Below are 13994 nucleotides of genomic sequence, written 5' to 3' on the forward strand. Positions count from 1 at the left end.
CAGTCAGTCCTCCGGGGTCAGCGCGGCGAGATCCGCGTCGACCATGATCTGAACCAGCTCCGGCACGTGCACCTGGGCCTTCCAGCCCAGCTCGGTCATGGCTTTGGACGCGTCCCCGATCAGCGAGTCGACCTCGGTCGGGCGCACGTAGCGCGCGTCGTAGTCGACATACTCCTCCCAGTCGAGCCCTACATGGTCGAAGGCGCGCGAGACGAAATCCCTGACCGAGTACGACGTGCCGGTCGCGATCACGTAGTCGGCCGGGGTGTCGTGCTGCAGCATCCGCCACATGCCCTCGACGTACTCCGGGGCGTAGCCCCAGTCCCGGCTGGCATCGAGATTGCCCAGGTACAGGCGATCCTGCCGGCCGGTCTTGATGGCGGCGACCGCACGGGTGATCTTCCGGGTCACGAACGTCTCGCCCCGGCGCGGCGACTCGTGGTTGAACAGGATTCCGTTCACCGCGAACATGTCGTACGCCTCGCGGTAGTTCCGGGTCATCCAGTAGCCGTAGAGCTTCGCGGCGCCGTACGGCGAACGCGGGTAGAACGGGGTGTCCTCGTTCTGCGGCGGGGGCGTCGCGCCGAACATCTCCGACGAGGACGCCTGGTAGAACCGGCAGTCCAGCCCGATCATCCGGATCGCCTCGAGCAGCCGGGTCGTCCCCATTCCGGTGGTGTCACCGGTGTACTCCGGCTCGTCGAAGCTCACCCGCACATGCGACTGCGCGGCCAGGTGGTACACCTCGGCCGGCTGGATCGACGCCAGCAGCGTGACGAGCCGCGAGCCGTCGGTCAGATCGCCGTAGTGCAGGAACAGCCGCTTGTCCTTCGCGTGCGGATCCTCGTACAGGTGGTCGATCCGCTTGGTGTTGAACGTCGACGCGCGCCGGATCAGGCCGTGTACTTCGTAGCCCTTGGCCAGCAGCAGCTCCGCCAGGTACGAGCCGTCCTGGCCGGTGATCCCGGTAACGAAGGCTTTCTTCATGAGTGGTTCTCCACATACCAGCGGTAGGTGGCGGCCACACCGTCTTCTAGATCGACGGACGGCTTCCAGCCCAACGCCAGCAGCTTGCTCACGTCGAGCAGCTTGCGCGGAGTGCCGTCCGGCTTGGACAGATCGTTGCTCAAGGCCCCTGTGTACCCGACGACGCGGGCGACCAGCTCGGCCAGCTCACGGATCGAGATGTCCGTGCCGACGCCGACGTTGATCGGCTCCGGGGCGTCGTACTGCTCGAGCAGGTGCAGACACGCGTCGGCCAGGTCGTCCACGTGCAGGAACTCGCGTCGCGGCGTACCGCTCCCCCACAGCACGACCTCGGGGGCATCCGACTCGTGAGCCTCGTGGAAGCGGCGGATCAACGCCGGCAGCACATGCGACGTGGCCGGATCGAAGTTGTCGTTCGGCCCGTAGAGATTGGTCGGCATCGCCGAGATCCAGCGCAGGCCGTACTGCCGGCGGACCGCCTGGACCTGCATGATGCCGGCGATCTTCGCGATCGCGTACGCGTCGTTGGTCGGCTCGAGCTCACCGGTCAGCAGGCTCGACTCGCGGATCGGCTGCTCGGCGTACTTCGGATAGATGCACGACGATCCGAGGAACAACAGCCGCGGCGTCCGTACTTCGAGAGCCGCGTCCATCAGGTTCACCTGGATGCGCAGGTTGTCGCTGAGGAACTCGGTCGGGTGGTCGCGGTTCGCGAGGATCCCACCGACCCGAGCCGCTGCGTCAACGACCACCGCGGGATGGTGCTCGGCCAGGAACGCGAACGTGGCATCGCGGTCGCGCAGGTCGAGCTCCGACGAGGACGCGCCGATCAGCTGCGTGAACCCGGCAGCTTCCAGACGCCGCCAGATCGCGGAGCCGACGAGGCCGCGGTGGCCCGCGACATACACGGGTGCGTGAAGGTCCATGTCAGTACGCTCCCGCGCCGTAGGCCACCGCACGCACGGTCTTCCAGAGGATCAGCAGGTCCAGGGTCATCGACCAGTTATCGACGTAGCGCAGGTCGAGGCGGACCGACTCGTCCCAGGACAGGTCGCTGCGGCCGCTGACCTGCCACAGGCCGGTCATTCCGGGCTTCACGAGCATCCGCCGCGAGTCGTCGGCGGCGTACAGCGCGACCTCCTCGGCCAGCGGCGGCCGCGGACCGACCAGCGACATGTCGCCGCGCAGCACGTTGAACAGCTGCGGCAACTCGTCGAGCGAGAACCTCCGGATCCACCGGCCGAGCGGAGTCATCCGCGGGTCGTCGCGCATCTTGAAGATCACGCCGTTGCCGTCGCTCAACGCGTACAGATCACCGAGCCGCTGCTCGGCGTCGGAGTACATGCTCCGGAACTTCAGCATCGTGAACTCGACGCCCCCGCGGCCGATCCGCTGCTGCCGGAAGAGCACCGGCCCGGGGCTGGACACCTTGACCGCGAGTGCGAGGCCGATCAGCAACGGAGACAGGACGGCGATGAAGCCGAGGGCAACGGTTCGGTCGAAGATGGCCTTCATCAGGTGCGGCCCACCGCTGACGGACGGCCGCTCCAGGTGCAGCAAGGACAGACCGGCGACCGGGCGGACCGAGATCCGCGGACCGGCCACCTCGATGATGCCGGGCGAGACGATCAGCTCGATACCGCGCTGCTCCAACGCCCACGACAGGCGGCGCAGCGACTGGCCGACCAGCTCCGGATCGGTCGAGATGGCAACCACATCGACCGCGTGCCGGTCGGCGGCGGCCAGGATGTCCGGCTCGTCGAGCTCGTCGGGCTGCAGCGGGCCGTTGCCGTGCCGGTCTCCCCGCGGCCGGCAGGTCGCCACGACGCGGAACCCGTCGGTCGGGCGCTTCTCCAGGTGCTCACAAAGCGTCGCGGCCGGGCCACTTCGCCCGACCACGAGAACCCTGTGCATGCAGCGACCTCTGACGCGGTGGCGATGCAGATCCTTCCGCAGCGCGTACCGCAGCAGCAGGGCGGAGATCACCATCACCGGGATCGCCAGCACCACGAAGCCCCGGGCGATCTCGGTCTTCGTCACGTACGACGTCATCGCGACGGCGGCCGTCAGACCGACACCGGAACGCATCAGCGACCGGAACTCGTCCGGCCCGGCGCCGAAGTACCGAGGGTCGTAGCCCTTCGACAGCGCGACGACACCGACCCACGCCGGCGGCAGCAGGCTGCTCACGACGAGATAGCTGGGACCGACGTGGTATCCGAACCTGGTCAGCAGCGCGATCGAGACACCGAGCATCGCGGCCAGGAGGTCACCGCCGACAGCGGCCCAGCGGTAGACACCGACCCAGCGGGGCTCGGTCGAGCGCGACGACAGCGGAACGATCGCCGGGACCTCATGCGGCACGACCCAGAGCGGTCCGTGCCCGTCCATCCGGCCGGGCGCTTCAGCTCCGCTCACACCAGTCCTTCGGTCTCACGTTGCGGCCACTCGGACACGCTCCGTGCCCAGGGCTTCCCGCAGCTGTCCGTCCCCAGAATTCACCCGCGCGTCGGCGACGAGTCACCGAAGATTACTACGCACCACGGGCCTCGGCGACCACCAGGCCGCCTTCCTTGTGGAGAACTTGCATTGTGAGCCGCGAGCCTGTTGCTTCATCACGAAATGATCAAGAAAACAAGGCGGTCCGGCCGGCGTCGCGGTGACGCCGGCCGGACCAAAAACTTGACGACTGGTCAGACAGTGTTCAGACAGTCGCGTGACTCGGGGTGTCGTATTCCGCGACCACCTCGGCCGGGATGTGCTCGAGGTCGCTGACCCGCAGGTAGTCGCCCATCGTCGTACCGGTGCACTCGGAGTCGATGTTCGGCGCCATCCGGCCCTCGACCGCGTCACCGAGGTGCACGGTGCGCAGGTCGATGCTGAACCGGGTCCGGCCCGAGGTGTTCGGCACGCTGGAGTGCAGCTGCGCCCCGGAGAACAGGATGATCCCGCCCGGCTTGCAGATCGGGCGGATCTGCGGCACCAGCTCGACCTCTTCCTCCGGCACCGGCTGGATCCGGGTGTCGGTGCCGATCTGGGTCGCCGCGATCTTCCGGCTGGTCGCGTTCCACTCGGCGTAGTTGTAGACGCGGGAGCTGTTCTTCACCGGGGTCTGCCAGTACCGCGGGTGGAACGCCAGCCCGTTGTCGTCGCCGATCGCGAAGATCGGCAGCCACCAGTTCAGCTGTGTGAACGGCGCGGAGTACCAGGTGTCGCGGTGCGGGTGGAACGCGAACGCGATCCCTGTCGTCAGGTAGTCGTCCGACGTCGAGCTGCGCATCCGCGGCACGTCGAAGTACACCTGCTCGGGGTCGCAGCCGAAGTCGACCAGCATCTCCTGGATCAGCCGCTTCGACTCCGGGTGGTGGATGAACCGCGGCTTCAGCTCGGCGAGCAGGGCCGCGTAGTCCTCGACGGCCATGTCGAACTGGGCCGTCTCCGGGTCCAGCGGGTGGAAGGCCTGTCGGGCCATCTCACCGGCGAACTCGGTCAGCGCCAGCGTCGACGGCCGCGGTGAGTAGACGAACAGGTCGCCGTCGTACAACTTCTGCCTGCGCTCGTCGTCGCTGAACTCTGCGTCGACATAAATGGAATGCATAGGACCCCTCCTGGTCTTGATTCCCCCCGGCCGGACCTGCCGACCTAGACTCCGGCCTCCGCCGGCACTAGTTGACGTGACACGTCGGCCAGCGGCGCCAGCTCGACGCCCGGCAGGACCAGGTCGCCACGCATGAGTTCCAGGTAACGCTGCCGGAGCTGCGCGAGCAGTCCGGACTGGTCGTACTCGACGCCGTCGAGCTCGGAGACCAGCGTCAGCTCCGAGATGGTGCCGGCCAGGCCGCACTCGTCGGCGGCGAGCAGCTCGGTCCGCTCGATCGGGCGCCGGTCGAACGGCATCCCGAGGTCCTTGGCCACCTCTTCGAGGATGTCGACCGTGATGCTGTCCAGGCACGACTCGCTGGTCGGCGGCGTCACGATCCGTCCGCGCTGGGCGATCAGCACGCAGGCCCCGGTCGCTTCCGCTACCCGGCCGGCGTCGTTGAGCATGATCGCGTCGTCGTACCCGAGCCGGCGTACTTCGATGCGGGCCATCCGGGCACCGACGTAGTTCGCGCTGCTCTTCACGCGCGTCGGCAGGACCAGGTCGCCGGCCCGCCGCCAACTCGTCACGCCGAGCCGCATCGGGTCCGGGTCGAGCTTGCGCTGGCTGAAGGCGGTGACCACCAGGTCGGCCTCGGTCGCTTCACCCCAGTGCCCGTGGGTCACGTACATGGTCGGCCGGAACCACAGGTCCTTGTCCGGCACCAGCAGCTCGCCGGCCAGCTTCTCGAGCCCGGCGACGAACTCCTCGTAGCTGAACCGGACCGGGATGTGGAAGAGCGAAGCCGAGCGGCAGAGCCGGTCGTAGTGACGGCGCGGAGTCCGGATCGAGAAGAGCTCGCCGGCGGAGTCCCAGTAGCCCTTCACGCCTTCGAAGACGCTCAGCGCGCGGGTCAGCGCCTCGGCGCCGATGTGGATCTTGACGTCGGTGTACGGCACGAGCTCGCCGTTGACGAGCGCCCAGGGCGGCGTCTGGAGCTGCGATATCGATGCGGTGTGAGCCATGAGGGCCCCCTTCCGGTGTTGGTGATCGATCAGCGGGCGGTCAGGACGCCCGCGGCGAGGTCGGCAACAGATACGGCCCGTTGGTCGCGGGCCGACATCAGCGTGACCGGCAGCGGCCACGGGATGGCGAGATCGGGGTCGTCGTACGCGATCACGACGTCCTCGGACGGATCGTGGGGCCGGTCGATCCGGTACGCGATGTCCGCTGGTTCGGTCAGCGCCTGGAAACCGTGCCCGCACCCGGCCGGGATGTACACCGATGACTGGGTGTCCCCCGACAGCGTGAAATGCGCCTGACCCAGGTACGTCGGAGAGTCCGGCCGGAGGTCGACCACGACGTCGAACACCTCGCCGGCCGAGCAGCGGACCAGCTTCGCCTCGCCCTGTCCGGAGCGCAGATGCATCCCGCGCAGCACGCCCTTGCGGGACCGCGACAGGCTGTCCTGCGCGAACCCGTCCGGGTCGATCCCGACCGACCGCGCGATCTCGGCGTCGAACGTCCGGCTGAAGAAACCCCGGTCGTCGACGTGCGGCGTGGGCTCGAACAGATAGACCCCGGCGATCTCGGGTACCTGCGTCACCTTCATGAGCGTCCCTCCAAGTTTTCCGCCTGCGCGGGGAAGACCTTCGACGACAGGACGTCGTACTGGTCCTCGAGCCGGCTGCGGTTGACAGCGTTCCGCTCGTCCATTGCCGGTCCGACCACGTCGCGGCGGGACTCGAGCGCCGTGTACTGGGCGATCAGCCGATCCACATCGAGTGAGCGGATGTTCTGGCAGAACTCCGCGAGACCCATGTCGGCCATCAGTACGTCGTTCTTCGCGGCGTACCCGATCGACACGGTCGGCTTGGACAGCATCAACGCGCACACCACGTTGTGGAACCGGGTGGCGACGACCGTGTCGAGCGCCGCCATCTGCTCCATCAGGTCGTCCAGCGACTTCGGCGGGTCTTCTACGACCCAGGACGGATCGAGGTCGGACCGGTTCTCGCGTACGTCGGCGAGGATCGCGGCCGACACCAGCTCGTCCTCGTGGTCGCCGGTGAGCAGCCGGACCCGGTGCCCGTGGTCGACCAGCCAGTGCACGAAGCGAGTCATCTTCGCGACGTACTCGTCGAAGACCTCTTCGGCGCGGTCGCGGTCGTCGTCCGTGCCCCGGTACGTCATCACGCCGACTCCGACGGTCGTGGGCGCTCCCGGCGGGGTCGCTGACCGTACGGCGGGGATCGGCAGCGAGAACGCCAGGTCCGGGTAGACCGGGTCGTCCGCGATACCCAGGCCGGTGGCGCGCATCGCGTCCTTCGACAGCTGGTCGCGGAACGAGCGGTAGTACGCGAGGCGGGCTGCCAGCGTGAATACGCGGCGGGTCATCCGCCGTCCCGACGTGTTGGCGCCGACGCTGACCAGCGCGACCTTCGTGCCGGTCAGGCGACCGGCTGCCGTCAGCAGGAGCAGCGAGTACGGGAAGCCCCACCAGCGCAGCGGTAGACCGCCTTCCAGCACACCCATTCCGGGCACGACCACGACGTCGTGGCGCCTGACCCAGGAGGAGGTCCAGAAGAAGTCGACGACCTTGCCGATCCCCTTGAGCGCGACCGACCGCAGGCTGCTGGCCGTGTTGTACTCGTCGCGGTTCCAGTTCATCCGGGTCGCGGCCAGGCCGTAACGCTTCTCGACCACCTCGGGACCGGAGCAGAGGAAGTCGATCTCCGCGTCCGGGTACGACTTGGCCAGGTAGGCGAGGAACGCCTCCAGCGACCCGTCGTTGCCGAGGTTCCCATGGCCCAGCAGGCCGAAGAACCCGATCCGCAAACCGTTGTCGTTCATGCGATTCGTCCGCTCTGGCCCGCGACCACCTTGGATACCGACACGACCTCGCTGACCTGCTCGACCGGTGTGTCCTGCTGCCGCATCGACGGCGGCACCGCGCGGCTCGTCATCCAGCGGACAAGTTGCCAGAGGCAACGCACTCGCTGGCCGCCGGTCAGCGGCGCGCGGAACAGCATCCGGACGTAACCCAGCGGGTACTCCGCGAGCAGCCGGACAGTCGAGTGCTTGCGGCGGCGCGGGTCGAGGTTGCCGCACCAGGAACGGACCGTGCGGTTCGACCGCAGCGCGCTGTCCGGGTGATCGCGACGAAAGAACAACGACGCCGGCACGTGGAGGAACCTGCCGTGCAGCGCGATGTCGGCCACGATCGTCCGGTCGGCGTGGTAGAAGCTCTCGTTCAGCGCGGTCCGCCGCAGTACGTCGGCCCGGACGACGCCGTAGTCGTCATCGCCGCCGACGTCGAACAGCAGGCTCCGGAATCGCTCGACCGGGTCCGGCGAGTCGGTGGTCAACGGGTAGCCGACCTTCGCGACGATGTCGCCGGCCTCGTCGATGATCGCGCTCCACGAGTGGCACAGCACCGCGTCCGGGTGCTCGTCGAGCACCTCGATGCAACGCTCCAGCAGATCCCGCGCGTACAGGTCGTCGTACGACGCCCACTTGAACAGCTCGCCCCGCGACTCGGTGAACACGACGTTGTGGTTCGGGGACGCGCCGACGTTCACCGGCTGGCGGATGTAGCGGATGCGCGGGTCGCGGGCCAGGTACTCCCGGCAGATCCGCTCCGTGCCGTCGGTCGAGGCGTTGTCGGAGATGATCAGCTCGAAGTCGGCGTACGTCTGCCCGAGCAGGGCGTCGAGCGCCTCCGCGAGGTATTTCTCGCCGTTGTAGACCGGCAGACCGATGCTCAGCCGCGGTACTGCGTTCATCTTCTCCTCATCTCTGCAAGAGTCTGCGGGTGCCTGGCGGGAACCGTGTCTTCGATCCGGGCCGACGATCTGTGCGCCGCCCGGCTCGCCAGCCAGCGCAGCAGGTGCGTGTAGCAGCGGCGGCGCTCGGCCGACGAGAGTGGCGCCCGCCGGATCGCGCCGACGAAGCCGCCGACGTACTCGGCGAGCAACCGCGCGGTCGGGTTGCTCAGCCGGTGCGCGCGCCGCGGCTCCATGTTGGCGCTGCGGCTGCGGATCGTCGGCTTCGCCCGCTCGGCGCGGTCCGGGTGGTCGCGGCGGAAGAAGAGAACCTCGGGCACCTGGTAGAACCGCCCGGACAGCGCGATCTCGGCCATCAACGTGCGGTCCGCGTGGTGGTAGCTGCCGTGCAGCGGCGTACGGCGCAGCGTCTCCGAGCGCATCACACCGTAGAAGTCGTCGCCGCCGACGGCGAACAGCAGGCTCCGGAACCGCTCGACCGGATCCGGCGAGGCCGTCGCGAGCGGATAGTCGACCGTGAGGAGGATCTCGCCGGCCGCGTCGATGAACGCCTCCCACGAGTGGGCCAGCACGAGTTCGCGATCGTTGTCGAGCGCATCGACGCAGCGCGCCAGCAACTCGCGTCCGTACAGGTCGTCGTACGAGGCCCACTTGAACAGCTCGGTGTGCGACTGCTCGAAGACGAAGTTGTGGTTCGGTGTGGCGCCGATGTTGGCCGGCTGGCGCAGGTACGTGATCCGCGGGTCCTTGGCGGCGTACTCGCGGCAGATCTCCTCGGTCGCGTCGGTCGACGCGTTGTCGGAGATGATCAGCTCGAACTCGCCGTACGACTGGCCCAGCAGGGCGTCGAGGGACTCGGCGAGATACTTCTCGCCGTTGTAGACCGGCAGCCCGACGGTCAGCCGCGGTACGGCGTTCATGTGCTTCTCACTTCAGGAACGGCCGGCTGGGACTCCCCGGAATCCACCGCCGACTCGAGCTGCTTGCGCTCCCGGACGCCGACGCGCAGCGTGTACCACCAGACGAACGCCGCTGCGAACGTCGCACACGCGGCGCCCCAGGCCGAACCGCGCGCACCGTCGAGCGCACCGCCCAGCACGCCGCCGACGAGGTAGAACGCCGAGGCACACAGCTGGGCCTTGAGACTGCGGCGGGCAATACCGAGCGCGCGCAGGCCGGCCGCGGCACCGGTGTTGAAGCCGGCGCTCGCCACCGACAAAGTTGCCGGAAGCACCAATGCGGACGCGGTCAGCCAGACCTCGCCGAGTAGTGCGTGGCCCCACTTGTCCGGCAGTGCGAACAGCAGGAGCAGACCCCAGGCCAGCGCAGCCAGCGCCTGCGCGCCGCCAAGTGCCAGACAGAACCACGGCAGCGCCCGGACAGACCTTCGCAGTACCCGGGCGGCTTCCGGTACGGCGACCAGCCCGATACCCGACAGCACGATGAAGAACGGTCCGAGCAGCATCTCCGCGCCGCGCACCGTACCGACGGCGGCGACGCCTGCGAACGCGCCCAGTCCGTACATCCGGAGCTGGTAGGCGCCGCTGAGCGTGACGTTCTCGGTCAGGTAGCGCAGGCTGAGATCGCGGTGTTCGGACAGCCAGCGGCGAGCGAGTGCCGGCCGTGGCAGGATGCCTGCCTGCAGCCCGCTCACGAGCGCCGCGAACACCCCGGCTCCACCCCACGCGAGCACGAACCGGGTCACGCTGGCGTGCTGGGAAGCCAGATACAGCAGCGGCACCAGGCCGAGCGCCCAGGTGATGTCGCTGACGAAAGCCTTCCCGCCCTGCCCCGACGCGAAGAACGCGAACCGCCAGCTGTCCTGCAGCATCAGGCCCGGCAACACGATGCCCAGGGCAATGAATGCCTGGCCGGCGTGCCCGCCGAGCAGCAGCCCGACAAGCGCGCAGATCGCGCCGGTGCCGAGACCGACGACGATCGCCATCCCGGACGACTTCGCGACCGCGGTCCGCCACACCGGTCGCTCCAGGCCGCTGAACCGGACCGCGAGCGGATCGGTCCCCAGGCCGCGGGAGATGTTCAGGACCACGCCGTACGTCACCCAGGCCAGGCTGAACGCGCCGAACTGCAGCGCGCCCAGCTGCCGGGCGACGACAACGCCCACCAGGAAGCTGACCAGGCTGGTCACAGCCTGGTCGGCGAGTCCCCAGGTGAGGCGGCGCAGGACAGCTTTCATAGTTGGCTCACAGTCGGGTCACAGGGCGCTTCGCTGGACGGCCGGCAGGTCCTGGAGGCGCCACAGTCCGAGCCGGTTCGGGTCGACCTCGCCGCCGTCCGGGAAGGACTCGAGCGGCGCGGGGAAGTTGAAGGGCGGGAGCGACATGTTCAGTTGCCGCCAGTTGCGGCCGGTGAACTGGTTGTGGTTCCGCTCGACGTTCGCGTAGGTGTTGATCACCAGCCACTCCGCACCGGTGGCGCGGAAGTTCTCCAGAATGTCCGCCGCGTCCTGGAACGAGACGTGCACCAGGCAGTCCCGGCACAGGACCAGGTCGACCTCGGGCAGCTTGTCCTTGGTCAGGTCGGCGACCGCGAAGTCCCGCTGCTCGTCGCCGTACTCCGCCCGGTTCTTCTCGATCACGCTCGCGACGATGTCGACACCGTGGTACTTCTCCACCGGAAGCGGAATGTGGCGCATCCAGTTCAGGTCCCCGCACGGGGCGTCGAGCATCGTCTTGACGTCGAGCCGGGTCAGGATCTCCGGCAGGCGCTCGCGGATGTCGACGGTAGCCCGCAGCTCGGATCCCGTGCCGGACCCGGACTCGGTGCTGTCCCATCCCGACGTCTCGTAGACCTGCGTGAACAGCGCCTCTCGAGACGTCACCCGCCACCGCAGCCGGTGGACCGCTGTCAATCGGGCCATCGGCCCGCGGAGTATGCGCTTGACCATATCCAGCCCCGAACTGCGCAGGCTGCTCACAACGGATGTCATTCCGGTTCCTCTCCCCAGTTCACCTTGCGTCTTGACGACGAGTCCCCATCTCGTGCGGCTCCGGCAACGGGACCAGGTAGGTGGCGCCCCAGCCGCCGTCGGCTTCCAGTTGCGCCACGATCTCGTCGGCGATATCCCAGGTCAGCACGAGGACGACGTCCGGCCGGGCGGCCTTCAGCTCCTCGATCGGGCGGATCGGCACCATGCAGGCACCGGGGATCCGGCGACCGTGTTTACCCGGCGCCAGATCGACGGTGAACGGCAGCAGGTCCGTCGTCACCTTGCTCAGGTCCAGGAGCACCGGCGCCTTCGACGGCGCGCCGTACCCCAGGACCGTACGGCCCGCTGCCTTGTGGCGGGTCAGCTCTTCGTGCAGTGCGCCGGCCGCGTGCCGGGCAGCCTCGTGCAGGCTGCCGAGCTGGACCTCGTCCGCGATCCCGGCCGCTTCCTCGTCGTCCAGGACCACGTCGACCGAGGCGTCCGGCTTCGCGTCCGCGGTGTGCCGCAGCATCACCATCAGGCTGCCGCCGTACATCTCGGCCTGCTGCACCGACTCGATGGTTAGACCGTGCAGCGCGGCGATGTTCTGCAGCGCACGCAGCGAGACGTAGGCCCAGTGGCCGTGCCGGATCGTGTCGAACTGGTTGCCGATGAACAACGGCAGCAGGTGGTGGAACTCCATCACCAGCAGACCGCCCGGCGCGAGCCGGTCCGCCCGCAGCTTCAGCGAGTCGCCGTACTGCGGCTCGTGCACGATCCCGTGGACATCGATCACCAAGCCGGCCTTCTCGTCCTCACCGGCCAGCCGCGAACCCGCGGCGTACAGGTGATCGAGCCACGACCCGCCGTGCGGACTGCCGAACTCGAACACCACCGTCCCGAGAAGCTCCGGGTAGTCCCGCAGGATCTCCTTGACCGAAGCCTCCGCATGCGCGCGGCTGGTCGCGGATTCGACGGCCAGCGGCTCCTCGGCCAGCTGCGCCTGCACCGGACCGAGCTGCACCAGCGTGCAGTCCCGGCACAGCCAGAGCGACAGCGGCCAGCGCGGATCGGGACCGGGGTTGTCAGCCGGCGGGAAGTAGTCGGCGAGCGGCTGGTCGCCGACGTCCACCACGAGTACGACGTTCTCCGACGCGCACCCGCGACACTTGAAGCTCACCGCATCTCCCTCATTCACCATGTCAGCGTGGCTTTCGCCGTCGTGAAGGCTTCGGCGTAGGTCGCCCGGCACTCCATCCCGCGCAACCGGGCCAGCCCGGAGAAGACCTCTCCGTCGAACCAGTCGTGCGGGACCTGGGACGGGTACGCCTTGTGCAGCAGCGCGATCTTCTCCTGCATCTGCTCCTCGGTGAGCTCGACGTACAGCCACGGCCGGCTGATGTCGCCGTCCCACTTCGGGATCTCGTAGTGCAGCACCAGATGGTTGCGCCACACCGTCGGCGCCAGCTCGGCGATCAACCGGTGGTCCTGGTGCGCGTCATGCTTGCTCGGGGCAAACACCAGGTCCGGACGACGGCTGCCCCGAGCCGTTGCCTCGAGCAACTCCTTGGTCTGGTTCCAGTACGCCGGCAACCGGCCGTCCGGCAGCTCGGCCGACGTGACGCTGACCTCGCAGTCCGGCAGGAACAGCTCCGCCGCGCGGCGGGCCTCCTCCAGGCGCGACGGCGTACCGGTCGCGATCACGAACTCGGCGGTCAGCTCCGGCACCGACTCGGCCAGCTTCAGCAGCGTGCCGCCGCAGCCGATCTCGATGTCGTCCGGATGAGCGCCGAGGGCAACCAGATGGACCGGCCCGTCGATCAGGCCGAGCTGGAACGGAAGCATCAGAGCGCCACCACTACCGGCGCGTCCACCGACACCGCGGGTTCCTTGTCCAGCACCTGTGCCTGCTGCTGGCGGACCTGGTGGCTCCACAGCGCCCACGGCTTCTTGCCTGAGCGGTACAGCTCCTCGAGCTGGCTGCGCTCCTTGAGCGTGTCCATCGGCGCCCAGAACCCGTGGTGCGGGATGGCCTCGAGCTTGCGCATCGCGGCCAGCCGCGGGAACGCGTCGCCGACCAGGTCCTCGCCCTCGTTCAGGACGTCGAAGATCTCCTTCTTGATGACGAAGAACCCACCGTTGATCCAGACGTTCAGGTCGACCGCCGACCGCAGCCCGGTGACCCGGGCGTCGGTGCCGAACTCGACCGTGTGGAACGAGGCCTGCGGCGGCACCGCGAGCAGGCTGGCGGTGATGTCGCTGGTCATCACGTGATCGACGATCTTGTCCATCGGCGCGTCGGTGAGCACGTCACCGTAGTTGGCCAGGAAGGCGTCGTCGTCCTCCAGGAACGGCCGGACCCGGCGCAGCCGCTCACCGATCGAGGTGTCGATGCCGGTGTCGACGAAGGTGATCTTCCACTCGCTGATGTCGGAGTCGAGCAGCTCGATGTGCTCGCCGCCCTTCGTCATCACGAAGTCGTTGGAGACGGTCTCCTCGTAGTTCAGGAAGTAGTTCTTGACCGCGGCTCCCCCGAAGCCCAGGCAGAGGATGAACTCGGTGTGGCCGAAGTGCGCGTAATACCGCATGATGTGCCACAGGACCGGCCGGTCGCCGATCGTCATCATCGGTTTCGGTGCGGAATCGACGCCGCTGCGCATCCGCAGCCCGAGGCCCCCGCAGAAGATCACGACCTTCATCTGACTTTCCTTCC

At 68.2% G+C, this 13994-nt stretch carries 14 protein-coding genes; all 14 read right to left on the reverse strand.

Annotation, left to right across the window (positions count from 1 at the left end; genetic code table 11):
- Positions 1-3: 3 nt before the first annotated feature.
- Positions 4-987, reverse strand: coding sequence for a GDP-mannose 4,6-dehydratase (gene gmd / locus EV645_RS27015; protein ID WP_130446818.1), 984 nt, complete (start codon positions 985-987; stop codon positions 4-6).
- A complete protein-coding gene (locus EV645_RS27020) occupies positions 984-1913 on the reverse strand; it encodes a GDP-L-fucose synthase family protein (protein ID WP_130446819.1) in 930 nt (309 codons plus the stop codon). The genes gmd and EV645_RS27020 overlap by 4 nt, the downstream gene beginning before the upstream one ends.
- Position 1914: 1 nt before the next feature.
- Positions 1915-3405 (reverse strand): sugar transferase, encoded by a 1491-nt coding sequence (locus EV645_RS27025; RefSeq protein WP_242000689.1) that lies wholly within the window; start codon positions 3403-3405, stop codon positions 1915-1917.
- A 286-nt stretch (positions 3406-3691) separates the two neighbouring features.
- Positions 3692-4585: a phytanoyl-CoA dioxygenase family protein gene (locus EV645_RS27030; protein ID WP_130446820.1), complete on the reverse strand. Its 894-nt coding sequence runs from the start codon at positions 4583-4585 to the stop codon at positions 3692-3694.
- Between the two features lie 44 nt (positions 4586-4629).
- Positions 4630-5592 (reverse strand): aminotransferase class IV, encoded by a 963-nt coding sequence (locus EV645_RS27035; RefSeq protein WP_130446821.1) that lies wholly within the window; start codon positions 5590-5592, stop codon positions 4630-4632.
- Between the two features lie 29 nt (positions 5593-5621).
- Entirely contained in the window at positions 5622-6179 is a 558-nt protein-coding gene (locus tag EV645_RS27040) for a dTDP-4-dehydrorhamnose 3,5-epimerase family protein (protein ID WP_130446822.1), read from the reverse strand.
- Positions 6176-7420: a polysaccharide pyruvyl transferase family protein gene (locus tag EV645_RS27045; RefSeq protein WP_130446823.1), complete on the reverse strand. Its 1245-nt coding sequence runs from the start codon at positions 7418-7420 to the stop codon at positions 6176-6178. Before EV645_RS27045 ends, EV645_RS27040 begins: the two co-directional genes overlap by 4 nt.
- Positions 7417-8352: a glycosyltransferase family 2 protein gene (locus tag EV645_RS27050; protein ID WP_130446824.1), complete on the reverse strand. Its 936-nt coding sequence runs from the start codon at positions 8350-8352 to the stop codon at positions 7417-7419. Before EV645_RS27050 ends, EV645_RS27045 begins: the two co-directional genes overlap by 4 nt.
- On the reverse strand, positions 8349-9272 hold the full coding sequence (locus EV645_RS27055) for a glycosyltransferase family 2 protein (RefSeq protein ID WP_130446825.1): 924 nt from the start codon (positions 9270-9272) through the stop codon (positions 8349-8351). Before EV645_RS27055 ends, EV645_RS27050 begins: the two co-directional genes overlap by 4 nt.
- A complete protein-coding gene (locus tag EV645_RS27060) occupies positions 9269-10549 on the reverse strand; it encodes an MATE family efflux transporter (protein ID WP_198681876.1) in 1281 nt (426 codons plus the stop codon). Before EV645_RS27060 ends, EV645_RS27055 begins: the two co-directional genes overlap by 4 nt.
- A gap of 18 nt (positions 10550-10567) precedes the next feature.
- A complete protein-coding gene (locus tag EV645_RS27065; protein WP_130446826.1) occupies positions 10568-11302 on the reverse strand; it encodes a class I SAM-dependent methyltransferase in 735 nt (244 codons plus the stop codon).
- Positions 11303-11321: 19 nt separating this feature from the next.
- Positions 11322-12461, reverse strand: coding sequence for a methyltransferase C-terminal domain-containing protein (locus tag EV645_RS27070; RefSeq protein ID WP_198681877.1), 1140 nt, complete (start codon positions 12459-12461; stop codon positions 11322-11324).
- Positions 12462-12475: 14 nt separating this feature from the next.
- Positions 12476-13126, reverse strand: coding sequence for a PIG-L deacetylase family protein (locus EV645_RS27075; protein WP_130446828.1), 651 nt, complete (start codon positions 13124-13126; stop codon positions 12476-12478).
- The gene (locus tag EV645_RS27080; RefSeq protein ID WP_198681878.1) at positions 13126-13980 is read right to left on the reverse strand and encodes a glycosyltransferase family protein; all 855 of its coding nucleotides are present in this window, start codon (positions 13978-13980) and stop codon (positions 13126-13128) included. The genes EV645_RS27075 and EV645_RS27080 overlap by 1 nt, the downstream gene beginning before the upstream one ends.
- Positions 13981-13994: the final 14 nt, after the last annotated feature.

This window comes from Kribbella rubisoli, assembly GCF_004217145.1.
Lineage (GTDB): Bacteria > Actinomycetota > Actinomycetes > Propionibacteriales > Kribbellaceae > Kribbella > Kribbella rubisoli.

What these genes read in the sequence shown, in the direction of transcription:
- EV645_RS27030 (WP_130446820.1), bottom strand. Translation starts at nt 4,585, where the DNA reads ATGCATTCCATTTATGTCGACGCAGAGTTCAGCGACGACGAGCGCAGG.
- EV645_RS27045 (WP_130446823.1), bottom strand. Translation starts at nt 7,420, where the DNA reads ATGAACGACAACGGTTTGCGGATCGGGTTCTTCGGCCTGCTGGGCCAT.
- EV645_RS27020 (WP_130446819.1), bottom strand. Translation starts at nt 1,913, where the DNA reads ATGGACCTTCACGCACCCGTGTATGTCGCGGGCCACCGCGGCCTCGTC.
- EV645_RS27080 (WP_198681878.1), bottom strand. Translation starts at nt 13,980, where the DNA reads ATGAAGGTCGTGATCTTCTGCGGGGGCCTCGGGCTGCGGATGCGCAGC.
- EV645_RS27065 (WP_130446826.1), bottom strand. Translation starts at nt 11,302, where the DNA reads ATGACATCCGTTGTGAGCAGCCTGCGCAGTTCGGGGCTGGATATGGTC.
- gmd (WP_130446818.1), bottom strand. Translation starts at nt 987, where the DNA reads ATGAAGAAAGCCTTCGTTACCGGGATCACCGGCCAGGACGGCTCGTAC.
- EV645_RS27040 (WP_130446822.1), bottom strand. Translation starts at nt 6,179, where the DNA reads ATGAAGGTGACGCAGGTACCCGAGATCGCCGGGGTCTATCTGTTCGAG.
- EV645_RS27035 (WP_130446821.1), bottom strand. Translation starts at nt 5,592, where the DNA reads ATGGCTCACACCGCATCGATATCGCAGCTCCAGACGCCGCCCTGGGCG.
- EV645_RS27055 (WP_130446825.1), bottom strand. Translation starts at nt 9,272, where the DNA reads ATGAACGCCGTACCGCGGCTGACCGTCGGGCTGCCGGTCTACAACGGC.
- EV645_RS27075 (WP_130446828.1), bottom strand. Translation starts at nt 13,126, where the DNA reads ATGCTTCCGTTCCAGCTCGGCCTGATCGACGGGCCGGTCCATCTGGTT.
- EV645_RS27050 (WP_130446824.1), bottom strand. Translation starts at nt 8,352, where the DNA reads ATGAACGCAGTACCGCGGCTGAGCATCGGTCTGCCGGTCTACAACGGC.
- EV645_RS27060 (WP_198681876.1), bottom strand. Translation starts at nt 10,549, where the DNA reads ATGAAAGCTGTCCTGCGCCGCCTCACCTGGGGACTCGCCGACCAGGCT.